This is a genomic window from Enterococcus sp. AZ084, from assembly GCF_051714905.1.
In the GTDB taxonomy this organism is placed as follows: Bacteria; Bacillota; Bacilli; order Lactobacillales; family Enterococcaceae; genus Enterococcus_B; species Enterococcus_B pernyi.
Map to the genome: position 1 here is coordinate 2,449,714 of NZ_JBIOSS010000001.1, position 18,441 is coordinate 2,468,154.

Here is an 18,441-nt window from a genome sequence, read left to right on the forward strand (position 1 = left end):
GATAATCAACTGTATTGATAAAATAGAAAGAGAGGCCTACATTTGTTTTCGTTTCGACACTTATTACTGTTCTTTTTGAAAGGTCGGTTGTTTTCTTCTTTTTCTTTTTTCTTCACTATCTTCCAGAGAAGAAACGGATTTTTGTATTTTCTCTGTTTCTTTTAAAGTTCTTTGGATTTGTAAAGTTTGGTCTTCTTCAGGTAAATCAACATTATTTAAAATTTCACTATCATGATAAAAGTTTGGTAAATTTATAAATTCTGGCATATATCTCTCCCATCCTCTCCTTTACTAACTGCCTTAGACAATGATTCATGTGCTTCTTTTAGCCATGGATGAACAACTTTGACGCCTTGATCCAATAGATATTTAATATAATACAATGCAGCACTTTCTAAAGAACATTCAAGTGCTGATAATAAACTGTCTAGATACGGAGGAATTCCATCTTGATCCCAACTTATTTTATCTGCAACGAACACAACTAAGTCCAGTTGAGTATACCTCCCCCTTAAAGTTGTATGACACTCAATTGCGGATAAAATCTCGTTGTCAGTGATGTCAAAAATCTTTTCTGCCATTTTTTTTGAGATCTTCTGGTGAATGATCATTGGAAATACCAACTCTTCTTGATTTAGTTCTATCCCCATTTCTTTTGCTATAGTAATTCTACAATTGTTTGGATAAATTGCGGATATATCGTGTAAATAACCCGCTATTTTGGCTTTTTCTCCATTGATATTGTAATTTACAGCAAGTTTCTCCGCACAATCGCCGACTGCTATACAATGTTCATAAGTTTTTATATGATCATGTTCTTCAAGAAAACGATAAACATCATCTCTTAATGCCAAACTATTCACTATTGTCATTTTTCCTCCATTTACTTACTATGTGTATTTTCAAATGAATTATTTACTACTTATGGTTATTAGAAAAATCGAGCCTTACATAGAAGAAATATACATAGAGAATTAGATATTTTATACTCTACTTTTAAATATATTCTTAATTTTTCTTCTGATTTAACAATTATCTCGGTCTTGCCTAAATACTGGATTTCTTTGCCAAAGATTTGTTTTATGTAATTTAATTCCACTTCATCACTTTTCTTGATAAGTGTGTAATAACTTCATATGTAGAAAAAGAAACGATAAATTTGAATCGCTTCTTTTTGTTATTAACTATTGACGACTTGATTGCTCTAGGTGGTATATTTACTGGTCAAAACTTTACTATTTAATTTTAATTAGGAGTAAAGTGCTGTTTCATCTTTCATTAATTTTTTCATTTTCTGAATCTAAGAATTGATGGAATCTTTCTATCAATTCTTTTTTTGTAGTAGGAACTTCTTGAGGCATATAATTTATGAAGCTAACCATATCTTCTGGATACCCATTGTTATTATAGAATCCTGCAATTCCATTTAACAACTCATCTTCATCATTCATAGCATCATTTAGTTTAGATAAATAAATAAATCTAAGTTTTTGTTCTTCAAATTTGTAATCATTACCGCCTTCATCCACATTAGGAAAGTACTTTCTTTTCAATTCAAATAACACTGATTGTAATTCGTCAGGTTTTATTCCCCATGCAAGTTCATTAATAAAATCATCATCATTCCCCTGATCCATTAGCTCTATCGCATAGTCAGAAATTACTTTTAGATCGAAAAATTTTTGAATTACTCCAACATAGATAGTTTTCCAACTATAGTTCACATCTTTTTCTTTAAAACATGCTAAATTCATTATTTTCTCCTTTTATTTTTTAGGAACTTGATTTGGTTTTCCAGTCAACGCACCACCATTTATAAATCTTCTATGGCTTATATTCCCATTAGGTTCGACAATCCATTCAAAAACACCTATTTTTCCATTGTTGCTTCCTTCAATTTGAAAAAATCTTCTGCTAATTCCATCTCCACCAACTAAAGAATACTCATTTGCAACAGTTGGATAATTGTCAACAATGTTGCTAAATCCATGTTCTTTTGGAACATGTGGAAATTCCTTATCTATAATTGGTTTGCCTAAAGGATCTTTTCCCCAAATTGGCTTTATATCATCAACTGTTGTTCCACCACCGACTCGCTTGCCATCTAACACAGGACTCTTAAATTCAGAAATAACTTTCTGAGTAGCCCCACCAGTACTCTCACTATTAGAATTTTTCTTGACACTACCAACATCATCCATGCCATCTAATCTCGAAGCACCTTTATTTCCATAATATGCGCCCATCACTGTATCGCCAATATTTGTAAGCGTTCCTGACCATGCAGCATATTTGAATTTATTCGCTTCTTCTTGGCTGATTTTCTTTCCTGTGTAGGGATTGATTCTTATATTCGCACAAGCAAGTGTTTTGCGATTGATCTCTTCTAGACTATCTGTTTCTTTGATTAACTCAATCTCTTGATCGCCTGATTCGATAACCAAAGCTACATCTTTTTTTATTTTCTCAAAATAACTTTTATTTGTACCTTTTGGTAATGAGTATGAGCCATCACTTTTGATTGTCGTATTATTTAATATCAATACGCCTTGCATCGCTATTTTCAACTCATTTAGACTATTAGCAAATAAACCACTTGTGTCGCTCATCATAGTTCAATTAGTGATTAATTATCGTTGATCACCAAATTAAGATGGTCAAAATCTGGTCAATTTTGATGTCTTATTGGGAGCAATTTAAGGAGCTAATATTTTAATTAGCTCCTTAAATGTATATATAAATTAAGCTTATTATAACTATAGTGAAAATAAATAAAGTGATCCAATATATTTTCTTTCCTTTTATTAAAGCAGGCTTATCTAGAAAACTCTCAAAATCTTGTTTAGAAAATGCAAATTTATTTAAATATATATTTCTTAATGAATCATAGTAATTCTTTCTCTCGATAAAGTTAACTATAAAAACAAATGTAAAAAATAATATTGCAACTAACGCAAAAATAAAAATCACTGCTAGCCCTTTGTTTTTACTAGTAAAAACAAATTGTTTAACTAAAATTACTTTGCTGTAATACGCTACCCCAACGGTTGTAATTAATCCTAGCAAACTCTTCATTAAGGTATTATTTGCTTCCATTTCCATTTTCTTGTATAAAATAAGCTCATCTTTCAACTTATTTTGCTGTTCAAAATATTCTTTGGTTTCGTTTATTATTATTCTATTCAATATAGAATCTAAACTTGCTGTTAAATCTTCTACTTTTTTTAGATTACTTACATTTTCAAAATATTGCCTCACAACTTTTAAAAGAGTCGATGTCTTGAAACTTTCTATACTCCTATCTAGAATCCATTGATAACACTTATAAAATGCATCATTGGTGAAATATGCCCAATCTCTCCAAGACACCTTTAATATATGATCATCTTTCTTTTCACAAAAAATAGTAAATTCAAAATAGGTATCTTCAGTCTCAATAGATATTTTACTTTTGTCTGCAATAATAAATAAAGAAAATAACTCTGATAAGTAATTCAATGGTTCTCTACTTTCTTCTTCATGAAGCTCATACATTTTATTGAGCTCATAGAAAAAACTAGGTGGTATCGATATTCTGTTTTCAATAATGCCATCTGTGACAATATTATTTCCTTCAATAATGCTATTGTAGTTTTGTTTATCTGTAATAATTTTTTCAGGCATTTTAAAAAGCGATGATTTTTTTTTAGAGAAAAATTTTAAATTTAAATAATCTTTTTCAACATATTTCTTTAGTAAGTCTTCAAATTCTAAATGTGTTGACTCGATAAACTGCTCTTCTAAAAATAAAATATGTTTATTATTATAAATTTCCAGTTCACTATTGTCATAATCGTAATCTGAATCCGATAAATTTAAAATATTAATTAATTCATCTTTACTTTCTGTATCTAGTTTTAAAACAGCCGACGTTCCTAGCCAATGATGGTTACTTAATTTCATCTCATTCACGTTCCATTTCAGACTCTAACATATCTTTAACATTTTTTTTATACTCTCCATCTATCGTCAATATCAACTTATTTCCTTTCATCTCAATTCTACCTCGCATTATCTCTTTATATAAATTATCCACCATAAGTTTTGAGGATTTTGAAATTCTGATTGTTCTTTTGTATTTTTCTATAATTGCTTCTTTACTTAAATCAAAATCTGCGTCTAATTCACTAAATAATGTCTTTTCAAATAAATCATTGGAATCGATTGGATATTTTTTATGATCAAAATTCAATGAAGAAAAAACATCATCTTTATCAAAGTTTTTACTTTCAAAAATATAATCTCGTATTTGCTGTTTAACATCTTGATATTCTGCACCTGTAAAACCAATATTAGTACTAATTAATTCATCTTGTTCTAGAGAAGCAATTAAGTCAATCGTATTTACATAAGCATCTCGTTGTCTTTCTAATTCCAAAAAACCAGATGCCCAATACTTTGCTATTACTTTATTTCTATCAACTACTGTTATATTTTTATAGCTATTTTTTTTAATTACTACTATCTTGTAGTATTGCTTATCAATGCTGAGCCCTTCAATAGGTTTGAATGTTGCTTTATCCATAATTTTAATTTCTTCAAATTTCAATAAAATTAATTCTTCGGGAGTATGTTTAGCAAATAACAACCCCTCTTTTATTTTTTTATTTCTACGTCTGCTACCATCCTTTTCTTCAACTTGTTCTTCGAATAATAATTTACCAGCTAAACAATCAAGTTCTTCATTAATACACTTTAAGCTAGGTTTTCTTTTATTAAACACTTTTTTATTGTATCTAATTACTGGATGTACACCATCCGAAATTCTTTGTTCAGGCACTTGATAGTATATTTTATTTGTTGGTAAACCTTCAAGAACTAATTTTACAACAATCTCGATATTTTCAATTTGCTCTTGAGTTAAGTCAGGTCTTGCTGAAAAACCTTCAGTAATATCATATGCTTTATAAACCATCATATCATTTTTTCCTTCCGAGAGTAATTCATTAATTTATTTAAATTATTTAACAGGTAATTTATATAAGCGATTACATATTAATCATTATAAACTTATTGCATAAAATACTAGAATTTTAAAAAAAAAGAACACTTACTCAGTAGATGTCTTTTTCTACTAGATTGACAAAGAGCCTCTTTTCTTAGATATCTCCTCTTAGAATAACTTCATTCATTATTCTGAACGCTACTATTAATCATACATTCCTTTAAAAATATTCTTGTTTTTCTCTCAATATTCCCCTCGATTGTCTTCAATCTAAGCAAAGAAATACCAGCTTTTTCTAAAATATTATTTTTAAGTGTATCATGTTCTCGCTGAACTTGATTATCATGCTTCCCACCATCAACTTCAATCACACCTATCGGATATTTACCAACCTTATAGTAAAGTACAAAATCACAACTCGCTTTTTGATTCATAAATTCTATTTCTCTTTCAGTAAAGGTGTTGTTTTTAATCGAAACAAGTTGACTCAAATTAATCTGTCTATGAGGTATCAAAGAAGTAAATTCACTTTCTTTAAGTAAATCCCTTAATATAGCAGCCATTATTTGCTCAGACTTAAAATTTGAATCTTTTAAATTCAATCGGTTATTTAATTTCTCTAGAGAACGATCGTATTCGTTATACAATAAATCAAATGCTGAAATTACTGGACTTTCATAGAAATATTCATCAGAGGCATAGTACTTCATATATCTAATTAAAGCTGCCAAGCTACTATTATTGCTTGTAAACACCTCATTTCCAGTAACTAAAGTAAACTTATTTATTGCCCTTGAAACAGCCACATTCACCAAGTGGGGATCCTCGACAAATTCTATAAATTTCTGATTCTTTATTTTCTTGTCTAGTACTGTTGAAAAAATAACTTCTTTACATTCTCTACCCTGAAATTTATGGATAGTTGCTCTGGCAAACTCAGTTGGTAAATATTTTCCAGCTAAATCAACTTGGTCGTTATAGGGAGTAATAAATCCTATATCTTTTTCATCAGACCAACCAATCTCCACTAAAGATTCAATTTCTCGCAAATTAGCAAAATTACGTGTGTGATTTCCTTTTGAAGTAATAATCAGCGAAATCGAAGCTTCTCCCTTATCTACCGTCATGGGAATTAATTGATTATTATAAAATTGTTGATTACAGAACTGGATAACCTTAGGATGACAACGATAATGTTCTTTCAATAAGGTTATAGGAACTTCTTTCTTAAACAATTGAATAAATGAATCTAGTAAACTATATTTACTACAATCATAATATTGTGCTGGGCAAACAATCTCCGTTTTTGCAGGAATATGCGGAAGTTGCTTGCGATCTCCCACAACGATAATATTTTTTGCACAGCCTAAACTTAAAATTCCCGGAACTATATCTTGCTGTGAGGCCTCGTCAATAATGATATAGTCCAATATAGCTCCCTCTGCTATCGAGTTGATAATTGAATGGCTACTACTTCCAATAATAGGAAATCGTTTAATAAATTTACTGAAATTTTTTCTATAATTATCCATAGTAAAATTTGAACTCATTGGAATTGATTTTGACAATTGTTGTTTGAGGTACTGCATTGATTTATTCGTTAAATCGTCTAATAATTGCTTAAAATGATCTTTTTTCAATTCATTCTTATATTTTTGTAATTGTTGTTCTTTTTCATGTAGCATTTTTTCATAATAGTAGAACTGTAAGGAGTATGTAAAATTTACTCGTTCAGAGGAAGTTTCGATAAATTTCGTTCTAAAGATCCTAAATTCTAGCAATAAACGAAATCTTTCTTTAAAAGAGAATTTTTTTTGAGAAAGGTAATTCATATAAGCAAGTAAATCAGAACTCTTTTCTGGACTTAATTTGTATTTCTGAACATCAACTAAATCGACATGTACATTTTCTTCATGCCATTCTTCAAGGTATTTTTTTTCAATAAGTAGCTCGCTGATTTCTGCAGTCAACTGTGCTACTTTATTTTGTACAACTAGACTTTTTTTTACTTTTGCTAATATAGTCGCAATTTCCTTCACAGAAACACTTTCTGAATTCAAATCAAAAGATGGTACATCTGTCATTTCTTCAAAGAACTCTACTTTGTTTGTGGATCTTCCTAATTTTGCAATCAGATAATCCAGATCTTTTTTCGCTAACTTTTCATAAACATTTTCAACAGCTGTATTATTATTTGAAACAATTGCAACTGATTTTTTATTTATTAAAATATTCGCAATGATATTCAAAATTGTTTGCGTTTTTCCTGTACCGGGAGGACCTTCAATCACACTAATTTGAGAAGAAAATGCATTTTCAATGGCTTCCAACTGGCTCTCATTGATTCCAAACGGGAAAATATATTTCTCCAAAGATTCCCTAACCTCGTTCTTACCATAACAATAAGCATGCAAAGCTGTTCCTTTATAGGGTGTAATTTTATTCAATTGTCTCTCGATATTTTCATACATAAGCAGGTCGTCTGAACTTGCAAGGCGAACACGCTCTTTTACAATATCAGTAAAATAAGAAAATATATTTTCATTTTTTAAATCAGAACGCTCAATAATACTTACATTATCCAACTTCATAATATATTTTTTTTGATCATTCGGATAGTTTACAACCACATATTTCCCACCATATGTAGTAGCGTGATCTATTGTTTGGTAAACATCTTTTTCTCTAGATAAAAGTCCTGATTGGATTTCCTTTATAGGGGTGATTTTACATGTATCTAAAGGTTTTGTAAAAGACTTCCCTGATGGAAAATCCACAGTTACCATCAATTTATTCCCTTTATTCCATAATCTCCAGTCTGTTATTTGATTCGTTTTGTCTTGCCCGTTCATGTATATTGAAAACATTCTATACCGCCTCAATTTTAATTTATATATTATCGAATAAAAAGAACGATAGATAATAAAATTCACTTTCTCTGTAATATCGTGATAATTGCGAAAAATTTGATTATACCAATCTATTTATGTGTAAATCTAAAATGAAAATAAGCACTAGATTCTATACTTAAAAATATAAGATACATTAAATTTTACATTTATCACTATTCATCCTTATACAAAACAATTTCTTTATCAAAGTTTATCAGAAGTACCAAACAATATATTAATAACATCATAAAATATAGTTTTGATATCATAATCGTTTAATTCCTTGTATTTGTTCTTTTAAATACAAGATAAAAAAATCCGGAATAGAATTTTTCTTCTTCTTCCGGTTTTCAATTGATTGTACTCATCCATCCTTATTGACAAAAAGCCAAAATGTTGGGATAGCTCTTATGTAAAAAAATGCAAAAGAAAAAGGCTTACGCCCTTTACCAAAAAACTATGCGGAGTGTCTCTCTCTACGCCATGCGATTGCAATGTTGTTCAGTCACACATTCTACAATACCGTACCAGTCGGAGCGACCGCTGGCATATTGCAGCTTTACGAGATGTGGTCAGGCATGACAGCCTACAAATTCCACAGGGGCATTCGGTATATTTTGATTATGATAGTATCAACATATACCGCCTTCTGCTACTCTCACGCGTTTCTTGTCTTATAGATTATTTCTAATCACTTCACGGCGAAGGACTTCTTTGGATGTTTCCATCAGTGTGAAATGCCAATCCCTTAGCAAATCTCTTCACGGAGAGGCTAAGTCTTATCAACTTAGCTTTCTATTGTCGTCCCGACAAGTTCGCTACCTTACATTTGGTCACACTTTGCACACGTTCTTTGCGTTCCAATGCTTTTACACTGGCTTTCTTCTTGTCACCAAGAATACTCACTTGATACGCAACAGTATCCCATTACGACATCAACAACGACTTATTCCCAAACGTTCCTTGACGAGTTGCTTAAACTCTTATACACAAGGTTCTGCATTAGTTTTTTGACAAAAAGAATAAACCTTTTAACATTTTTAAAATGATCATTATTTCATATATTTAACTGACATCAACGATATCATTCTTTCTCAACTTTACCATGGGTTTACAAAATTCCCGTTCCTTAAATTTAAAAAAACGAAAAAAAGTGGGACAGTCATCAGATATTTTCTGATGATTGTCCCACACTCTTTATTTGATTGAACTCATCAGCAGTTCTTATTGACAAAGAGCCATAGTTATTACCCCACTGGCTCTTCCACTTAGAGTCTCTGGTATCATTATGTGGTTTTTACTGTCATACTAATAAAAAGAAATAGTTATCAAGTACAGTTTCTTCAATTAAAATCACATATTATAAGTGTTTTCGGTGTATATTTCGGTGTAAAAAATGGAGCATATAGGAAGCGAAATTAAAGTTCATTATTGCTTTAAACGAAAATAAATCACCATTAAGAAATTAGACATTATTATTCACTAAATCCAAAACATATTTTACTGGAATAACTTGGTTTGGAACTATTTCATCCTTAGTAAATCCTTTTGCAGCAATTCCGATAACTTTATTAGATTTATCAATTATTGGCCACCGCAATTTCCACTATGGATTTTAGCAAGTATTAATTCAAATGCTGTTAATCTTTTCCCCTCTCTTTTACCACCAACTTTTCCTTCTTCTCCTCGAATTGTATTTCCAAGTCTATATTCAGGAAATCCAAGTAATTTGACTCCATCATTCTTAGAATAGCTTTCACTATAATGAAAACCAATTTCTGGGTTTTCTTCAGGTATTAGGATTGCTACATCCATATCATAATTCATTATTCCAATCTTTGCTTTCAAAATATCACTATATTTTCTCTGCAAAGTAATATAGTACTCTTTTTCAAAAAGCAAATTATCAATTCCATAGGCAGTTATTTCATTTTTCATATTTTGTATTTCAAAACCATTTTCGTTTATTATTTGCTCAAGAGCAGTAGCAATTTCCACAAGATCGGAGCTCTTTTTAGCAATTTGGTGAGGAATCTTCAAATAGTGATATGAAATTGAAATATCGTCAGCATATCGAGTATAAACACATTTATATTTTCGGCAAAAACGATTTATTTGTTGATCCATTTTATGACAAATTATGTTTGAAATAATCGGTGACACTGGACTTCCTTGAGGTAACTCCCCATTAGGATGGCAGCAAATACTTGCTAATGTAGTGGCATCATTAGTATTAAATTTAAAATAGGTTTAAACATCGCGCGAACTCGTGCAAAATTAATACTTGGAAAGAAATTTTTTAAATCGATAGATAACACTGATTTCTGATTTAAGTGAAACTCGGCACCCATAACTAGATTACGTTTTTTAACAAATCCCATAGCCATGGGATACACGCGATAAGTCTCATTGAGAATATCAGCCAGTATCCGTTGAATCCTTTTTAGAACTGGTTTAGGAGAGTAATTTATTCGGGTCGTACCATCCTTTTTCGGAATCTCAAACTGTTCATATTGATTTGGCATTTGGTTTATGAATAAATCCCATAGAGATACTTCTGGAATACTGAACAAATTGGCGATACTCTCGAAACCATTTAAACTTTAAATTTTTTTACTTTGCTATTTTCAGTCATAATAAACCTCAATCAATATATGTGTGCCAAACTCTACCTGTCTTATCTCTTCTGCCAACGGCCTCTTTCTACTTGGAGCCGCTCAACAATACTTCTTTATTGTGAAGTCATAAATATAAACATAACAAAAGTTACTACCTAGGCGATTGCACCTAGAAAATTTCAGTTTGGCACACACATAATTTTATATCAGCTGTTATATAATGTGAATCCTTTTTCTGTTTATGTTTAAAATGTCCACTATAAAACTATCAAATTAACTTGTCGCCATCAAATACACTATCTTCTCCAAACAATTCTATTGCCTTGCTAATAATATCACTGTTCTGAGTTGGCATAAAAACAACTAAGTTCCTTTTTGCTCTTGTGCAGCAAACATAAAACAATTTTGCACTTCTTTGCTTTACAGATTCATTTGTACTACCGGCATTAAAGAGTGTACGAAAATCATACTTATTCCATTTTCCATTATCTAAAACAACCAGAACATTATCGTATTCACTCCCTTTAACACTATGCTGTGTTCCAAAAGGTAAAAATTCCTTTTGGTACATAATTGAGTTTGTATACTCTTCAAATGGTAAATTTTTAATTCGATTCCACTGATAATGTCCTTTTCCATTAATAAAATTATTGAATATCTCATCTCTGATGGGCAAAAAATCATCTGCTGTTAGAATTACATCACCAATTGTCCTTTTTGCAGACTCAGATAATTCATTCATTTTCTTATTTAAAAGTACTTTTTGATCATGTTTTTCAATACTAATTTTTGCTGTTCTCAAAAATGAATTATACTTTTTAGCATGATATAACTCCAATAATTCATAAACTATATCAAGTTTTCTTAGTATAATATCTCTTTTGGATCCGACTTCAAACTGTCCTGTTAATCCATTATATTTGTACGAAAGCAAAGAATCTTTGTCAATATAAATTTCAACTACTTGTTCCCATGAACGTGATGCTAATGAAGAATAAAGGTTGCTATATACTTTATGCATTCTAATTACTTCTAATAGTAAAACACCTCTCCCTTTTGGAATCTGTGCTTCACTAGCTATCATTTCAAAAGTTTTGAAATCTGGATCAATATTTCCATTATTTACTTTCTTATTAATTTTAGTTATTAACTCAAAAATCAGATCAGAATCGTAAAGTTCATACAGATTCTGAAATCCCGCTTTTTCAGCATTTAATTTGTGAGTTAGCCATAATTCCTTTACAGTTTTACCATCTTTAAAATCCCAATTCGAAAAGAAAGTATTATGCCTCATTTCCTCAAGTGTATCTAGTGTTTCTCCAAAAACAAATTTCGTAGTACCTTCTATTACCCTCCCGAATTTCATATTGGGAGCACTAATATCATTAGACGGTACCTGTTCAATCTCATCTGTTCTCAACTTATTGGTTAAAGTAATAACAGTTTGTGGATTTCTTCTATTTTGAACTTTAGAAATTCTTCTCACCGATTCATCCTCAATTGAACCAACACCAGTATCATAGATTGCTTGCATGGAATCCCCAAAAAAACCAACTACAAAATCTTTTTTACTATTTTTTCTTACATGAGTTAATAAAATCTCTTTTATCAGGGGGCTTGTATCTTGATACTCATCAACAAAAATGTAATTAAAGCTATCTTTCAATATGTCGGATAACTTTCGATATTTTTTAAACATTCTTTCTGCTAGAACAAGAATATGATCATGACTTATTTTGCTCTCTTTATCGGAATTTAAATTATAATACTCGTCATAAATAATTTTGTTTCTTTTAAAGTAATTAACGTCAATCTCATCAGATTCATCAAACTCTCGAGGTTTTTTAAACATTTTTCTTTCATCACTCGAATCATTTATAAGCTCCACTAAAGTTTCTTTTATTTCTTTTTGAAACCGACAAATCATATTCCAAATAAATTCATGGATTGTTGATACCCACAATTTATCATTAGTGATTCTTGAGCGAATCTCACCAACAGCATTATTCGTATAGGTAATACACGCCATAGACTTTTGAGGATAGATTAATCCAATCTGTTCAATTAGTGAAATTAATGAGTATGTTTTACCACTGCCTGCACCTCCAGTTAAAATAAAATTCTCTTTATTTTCAATACAATTCAAAGCTGATTCAACTTCAACTTCTAACGATTTTTCAACCATATCAGCCCCTCCTTAATGTATTCGGGAACTTTCCACTCTATCTCATCTGTAACTCCATCAAAATAAAGAATCTCTGTGGCAAATGCTGATTTTTTATTTATACAATCCTTAGCAATAAGGTAATAGTCTTGATTTCCATTATTAATTTTCGTACAATTTTTTAAACCTTGCTCAAAGTTAACCTTGTTGGCAATAACAAAATCTAGATTAGTGCAAATAAATGCATCTTCAAAACTATTAGCCTGATAGTCATTCTCGCAAGTCTGGTATACAACGCAGTATTGATTATTAAAAATTTTTTTGGAGAGATCATTTGATCTGAGGTTATTAAACTGTTCAGGATCATCATCTAAGTTAAAAAAATCTTTTAGTGAAGCATTGGTCGTATGTGTAGCATCACAAGGTGAACAACCTTCCAATCTATTGTTTTTATTCTTTTTGGCAGCATCTATATCAGTAATAATTAGTACCGTTATGCCGAGAAAATCTATTAGGTGTTTAAATTTATGTGCGTAAGCCCCTGCCTCAATTATTGAGATATTTTGTGACGAAAGTGGGAGATAGTTATTCTCAACCCCTTCATCATCCTCCTTTGCCCCATTTTCATGTATCACTTCATCAATTTTTTTCATCATAAAAGGTAATAAAATTCTTTCTGTATCACCTTCAATGAAGATCGCTTTATCCGCGAAGAATAATTCAGACCGACTTAATGTAAGATATTGTTTCACGAATTTAAAAGCTTGTGTATCTCCTTCGTATTTTTTTTTCAAAATTTCGAAATTTTTTGACTCAATCCCATTAGAACCAAGCTTCAAATATCGAATATCGTCGAAATCACACTCAGAAACAATATGCGAAGAATGTGTACTCAAAACTGTTTGCAAAACTAATTTTATTTTCTTGTCTTCCATGCATCTTGTTTTAATTAGTTTTTTTATGTTCTTTATAAAAATGTATTGAAGTTGGGGATGAGTATGCGCCTCAGGTTCTTCAATGAATAATATATTGATATCCGAAACGCCGTTATCCTCATTCCCTAATTCAGATATTATTGTTTCTATTTCAAAAATCATACCAATTAGATTCAAATATCCCAATCCATTATAACTTTCCGGCAGATGTTTACCTGAATGTTCATAGTACAGCGTTGTATTTTCTTTTAAGAGCTCCTTATCTCCAATCGAAGATTGTATAGTAATTTTTGTTTCTTTGGATTGCCCACCGAAATCATTAACACTTTTTATGATGTCCGAGAAAATCCCTTGTTTGCTGTTATCTCCGTTATAAACTCTATTAAGTTGATCATCCATTTCCATAATTACTTCTTGAAATTCATCTACAACTAAAGTATCTGGATCATTCTTTAATTTGTAATATTTTGCTGATAAATTTGATAAAGAATGATCGTTAGCCTTGTTTGTAGCATCTCTATTAGCTTTAATATGCTTAAATTTAATAAGTTTATTTATTTCATTCATTCTAATTTCCTCAGATATCTCATCTGTAAGTTCTTTGGTTGAGCAATTATATCCTCTCGAATATCTTTGCATAGTGAAGTATTCCGAAGAATGCTTTTTCATAAACTTAGTAAATTTTATTTGATCATTTTCAGTGTTTGATATATTGATCATCTCTAAATCATTTTGTAGTTGTTGAATCTTATCTTCCTTACAAGAATAGTAAAACTCTAATACAACATAATTATTATCTTCTTCCAGATCCATCATAAAATTTTTAATATTCAGAAATGAGTCTTTCTCATTATAATTTATAAAGATAGTCATCTTTATCCCACCAAAATCTTGGATTCCATCTTCTCTTTTCACGAACTTGAAAATTTTTTGCCTAAAAGATTCTTGAAATTCTAAATTGAAGTCTTCCCATTTGAAAACACTATTATTGCAATTGAGTAAATTATCCATGATTGTCAATACAGAAGTCTTACCACAATTGTTTTTACCTACTACTAATGAAAGACCTTCTTTCAAATCAATTTCAAAATCCTTAAGTAATCTGAAGTTTTCCACCCTAACTTTTTCAATAATCATTTTTTTGCTCCTTAACTTTTTAGTTTAAATGCCTAAATTTAAGTCGTTGATTCCTTCCTTTTTTCGTATTCCCCAAAATTTTACCATCTCATTTAATTCTTCTTTACCTCCATTTATCTCATATTTCATTTTTACTTCAGTAACAGCAATCTTTATCTCTTCAAAAACTCTAGTTATTTTATCCATCCTGTCTTTTTGCCTAGGAGCAAGTATGGACGTTTCAAAATATCTTTCATTTCTACCAACAAGAAAACTTGCTTCTCTGGTCGTTATACCATTCGAATATAGGTAGTTGCTGATTTCCTTTTGCAAAAATGACCTGTTTATGTACCTAAAATCATGGTTAATCAATTCTAGATGATTTTTCCTATTGTGTTTCCAAAAGTTTTCCACATATTTCTCTATCTTAGGAATATCTAAATTTGTCATTTTTAATAAGTACTTTCCCGGACGCATTAATGCATCAGCAAATTTCTTTTTAGCGGAACTTTTCTTACTTCAGCAGAACGAACTACTGAAGCCGAAACATTAAAAAGTACAGAAAGTTCATTATTCTTAATCTTGTATAACTTCTTTATTACTTTTATTGGATTAAGCTCAACTTTCTCACCAGATTCATCGATATCAATAAGTTGTATAGTTTCTTCGATACTCAAACCTTCTTTGTACATATCTAGGATATACCCAGGTATTCTATCATTTATTTTAAAAAAGCAATTGTAGCTTATTGTCCATTTCTCACAAAAGTAAGATTTATCAGATAATATCTTGTCATATTCATTTCCTGAACAAACACTATCAAAATTGAACTTACAATTCCAACAAGTTTTATTAATTCTCATTTAACTGACCTTCTTTCAAAATAGAACAAATCCAAGTTCATTTTATCACAAGTATTATTAGTAATTACTATTCTAATAATTTTTCAATACATAAATATCTGAGTTATTTATGTGTTCTTTAAATAATCGGTTCTATAATAAAGTGGACTGATGAATCAACGATGATTCGTCAGCCCACTTTTTCTTTTTGGATATTAAAAAACATATCGTTCTCTAGTCTGATTAAATCACCACAAAATAAACAACTGAGAGGACGATATGCTCTATGGAAAATTCTATCAAAAAAATGCTCCGATTAACAGATAAATATTTAACCATTCAAGGTGTTTCTTATGAAATGTTCCATCAAACCAATACTTTAGTCATTAAGGCGGAACTAGCCCCACCACTTTCTGCTTGTTTGACTTGTGGTTCTACCGCGAGAGATTCGGAGGGGAAAATGGTCATTGTCAAAAATGGCAAGAAAATGACCTGTATTCGTTTCGATCAATTCAACCATTTACCGATGATCATGCGACTGAAGAAACAACGTTATCACTGTAGAATGGTCAATGAATTTCGTTCCCATGTGTCCGCAGAAGACAAGATGAGTTTTATTTGTGCCGATGGCGAAACTGGGCAATTAGTTAATATCTTACCCACTCGAAAATTGTCTAGGTTGACCACTTATTTCCAGACATGTGTGAACCCCACTGACGTCAACTATCTAGTCACCGATATGAATACGGCGTATTTTCAACTAACAAAAAAAGTATTTCCTCATGCCAAAATGGTCATTGTTCATTTTCATGTGGTCAAACACATGAATCAAGCGTTCCAAGATTTTCGTGTCCGTGAAATGAAACGCCTGATGGCCTTGGGCAATCAGACAATGCAAGAAAGCTAAAAAGCCATTGGCGCTTACTCACCAAAAATCGGAAGAATATCAACCACACAGAATATAAAACTTGGCGTAGCTTTCGTGCCCCAAAGTATCCTTATCTGACAGAAGCCATGGTGCTTGATCGCTTATTAGGTGCTTCTACAGCCTTAAAAGCCGTTTATAACATTTTCCATGATCTAGCGGATACTTTTCGTGACAAAGAGCACGAGTCTTTTTTCACTCTCTTGTATCAGTTACCAGAAACATTAGATGAAGAATTTCGGCTAAAACTACAAAATCTTCTAAACTATGAAGAAGGCATCCGTCATTCCTTGATCTATCCTTACTCTAATGGAAAAATCGAAGCAAAGAACACCCATATCAAAACACTCAAACGAGTGTCTTATGGCTTTAAATCATTTGAGAACATGCGCATCCGAATCTTTTTGACGAATCAAGTTATTCACGTAAAATAACGAAGAAAATCCCGAAAAGAAGTGTTCACTTCCTCTTCCGGATTTCACTTGATTGAACTCATAAGTCCTTATTGACAAAGAGCCAAAATAAAAAAGCCAGAAGCACCTTAAAATAGGCATTTCCAGCTTAATCAATTCAATTACCCCACAGACCCTTCCATCTCATAACTAATCAACCGGTTCAACTCTACCGCGTATTCCATCGGTAGTTCTTTCGTGAATGGTTCGACGAAGCCCATGACGATCATTTCTGTGGCTTCGGATTCGGTCAAGCCGCGGCTCATGAGGTAGTAGAGTTGTTCTTCTGAGATTTTGGAGACTTTTGCTTCGTGTTCTAACGAGACTTGGCTGTTGTGGATCTCGTTGAATGGGATGGTATCAGATTTGGACCATTCGTCCATGATGATGGTATCGCATTCGATGTGAGAGATCGAGCCGGCACTGTCTTTTGCAAAGGTGACTTGGCCTCGATAGTTTACTTCGCCGCCGTCTTTTGAAATTGATTTTGAGACGATCGAGCTTGAAGTGTTTGGTGCATTATGGATCATTTTTGCGCCTGTGTCTTGGATTTGGTTGGCTCCGGCAAATGCAATGGATAGCATGGTCCCTCGTGCGCCTCGTCCGTCTAAGTAGACACTTGGGTATTTCATGGTCGTTTTGGCTCCTAAGTTGCCGTCGATCCATTCAACGGTTGCGCCTTCGTAGGCTTTTGCTCGTTTAGTTACGAGGTTATAGACGTTGTCGGACCAGTTTTGGATGGTTGTATAGCGGCAGTAGCCGTCTTTACGGGTAAAGATTTCCACGATGGCTGCGTGTAGGCTGTTGGTTGAATAGGTTGGTGCAGTACAGCCTTCGACATAGTGGATGCTGGCGCCTTCGTCTACGATGATCAACGTACGTTCGAATTGGCCGGTGTTTTCGGCGTTGATTCGGAAGTAGGTTTGTAATGGGACATCGACTTTGACGCCTTTTGGTACATAGATAAACGTACCCCCAGACCAAACGGCTGAGTTTAGTGCGGCTAGTTTGTTGTCTGTTGGTGGCACGAGTTTTGAAAAGTATTCTTTGAATAGTTCAGGATACTCTTTCAATGCAGAATCTGTGTCGGTAAAGACGATGCCTAGTTTTTCGAATTCGTCTTTCATGTTGTGGTATACGACTTCTGATTCGTATTGGGCAGAAGCACCGGCTAAGTACGCACGTTCGGCTTCTGGGATACCGATTCGTTCAAAGGTTTCTTTGATTTTTTCTGGTACGTCATCCCAATCACGGGCAGGTCGGTCACTTGGTTTTTGATAATATTTGATGGCATTGAAATCAATGTCAGATAAATCTGGTCCCCAGTCTTGCATGGGCATTTTGTTGAATGCTTCCAGGGATTTCAAACGAAACTCTAACATCCATTCTGGTTCTTCTTTGATTCGTGACATTTCCCGAACGACTTCTTCGGTCAAGCCTTCTCCTGTACTAAAAACGGGTTCCACGTCGTCGTGGAAGCCAAATTTATATTCTTCTAATTCTGGTACGCCCAT

General features: G+C 32.1%; 12 protein-coding genes and 2 pseudogenes. 1 reads left to right on the forward strand and 13 read right to left on the reverse strand.

What is annotated here, in order from left to right; all coding sequences use genetic code 11:
• Positions 1-63 precede the first annotated feature (63 nt).
• From IGI79_RS11075 to IGI79_RS11130, 12 genes and pseudogenes are all read right to left on the reverse strand, one after another.
• Positions 64-267, reverse strand: a complete 204-nt coding sequence (locus IGI79_RS11075; protein ID WP_438845982.1) for a hypothetical protein — start codon at positions 265-267, stop codon at positions 64-66.
• On the reverse strand, positions 252-872 hold the full coding sequence (yqeK, locus tag IGI79_RS11080) for a bis(5'-nucleosyl)-tetraphosphatase (symmetrical) YqeK (RefSeq protein WP_104871342.1): 621 nt from the start codon (positions 870-872) through the stop codon (positions 252-254). The genes IGI79_RS11075 and yqeK overlap by 16 nt, the downstream gene beginning before the upstream one ends.
• A 396-nt stretch (positions 873-1,268) precedes the next feature.
• Positions 1,269-1,754 carry a DUF2247 family protein gene (locus IGI79_RS11085; RefSeq protein ID WP_065097073.1) on the reverse strand — a complete coding sequence of 162 codons (486 nt, stop codon included), beginning with the start codon at positions 1,752-1,754 and terminating at the stop codon, positions 1,269-1,271.
• Positions 1,755-2,455: 701 nt separating this feature from the next.
• Positions 2,456-2,600 (reverse strand): annotated as a pseudogene (locus tag IGI79_RS11090) (T7SS effector LXG polymorphic toxin); the annotation flags it as partial.
• 124 nt (positions 2,601-2,724) lie between these two features.
• Complete coding sequence (locus IGI79_RS11095) at positions 2,725-3,942, reverse strand: hypothetical protein (protein WP_438845983.1); 1,218 nt, start codon at positions 3,940-3,942, stop codon at positions 2,725-2,727.
• A gap of 1 nt (position 3,943) precedes the next feature.
• Positions 3,944-4,957, reverse strand: coding sequence for a hypothetical protein (locus IGI79_RS11100; RefSeq protein ID WP_438845984.1), 1,014 nt, complete (start codon positions 4,955-4,957; stop codon positions 3,944-3,946).
• A gap of 206 nt (positions 4,958-5,163) precedes the next feature.
• Complete coding sequence (locus IGI79_RS11105; RefSeq protein ID WP_438845985.1) at positions 5,164-7,851, reverse strand: AAA domain-containing protein; 2,688 nt, start codon at positions 7,849-7,851, stop codon at positions 5,164-5,166.
• A gap of 1,608 nt (positions 7,852-9,459) precedes the next feature.
• The gene (locus tag IGI79_RS11110; RefSeq protein ID WP_438846073.1) at positions 9,460-10,080 is read right to left on the reverse strand and encodes a reverse transcriptase domain-containing protein; all 621 of its coding nucleotides are present in this window, start codon (positions 10,078-10,080) and stop codon (positions 9,460-9,462) included.
• Positions 10,081-10,761: 681 nt separating this feature from the next.
• Positions 10,762-12,678, reverse strand: coding sequence for a UvrD-helicase domain-containing protein (locus tag IGI79_RS11115; protein WP_071866917.1), 1,917 nt, complete (start codon positions 12,676-12,678; stop codon positions 10,762-10,764).
• Positions 12,660-14,729 (reverse strand): ATP-dependent nuclease, encoded by a 2,070-nt coding sequence (locus IGI79_RS11120; protein WP_438845986.1) that lies wholly within the window; start codon positions 14,727-14,729, stop codon positions 12,660-12,662. Before IGI79_RS11120 ends, IGI79_RS11115 begins: the two co-directional genes overlap by 19 nt.
• A 24-nt stretch (positions 14,730-14,753) precedes the next feature.
• Positions 14,754-15,158, reverse strand: a complete 405-nt coding sequence (locus tag IGI79_RS11125) for a hypothetical protein (protein ID WP_438845987.1) — start codon at positions 15,156-15,158, stop codon at positions 14,754-14,756.
• A 26-nt stretch (positions 15,159-15,184) separates the two neighbouring features.
• A complete protein-coding gene (locus IGI79_RS11130) occupies positions 15,185-15,571 on the reverse strand; it encodes a hypothetical protein (RefSeq protein ID WP_071866914.1) in 387 nt (128 codons plus the stop codon).
• A gap of 265 nt (positions 15,572-15,836) precedes the next feature.
• Here IGI79_RS11130 and IGI79_RS11135 point away from each other — a divergent pair.
• A pseudogene (locus IGI79_RS11135) lies at positions 15,837-16,909 on the forward strand (ISL3 family transposase).
• A gap of 140 nt (positions 16,910-17,049) precedes the next feature.
• On the opposite strand, the gene sufB reads toward IGI79_RS11135, so the two are convergent.
• Positions 17,050-18,441, reverse strand: coding sequence for a Fe-S cluster assembly protein SufB (gene sufB, locus IGI79_RS11140; protein ID WP_019723680.1), 1,392 nt, complete (start codon positions 18,439-18,441; stop codon positions 17,050-17,052).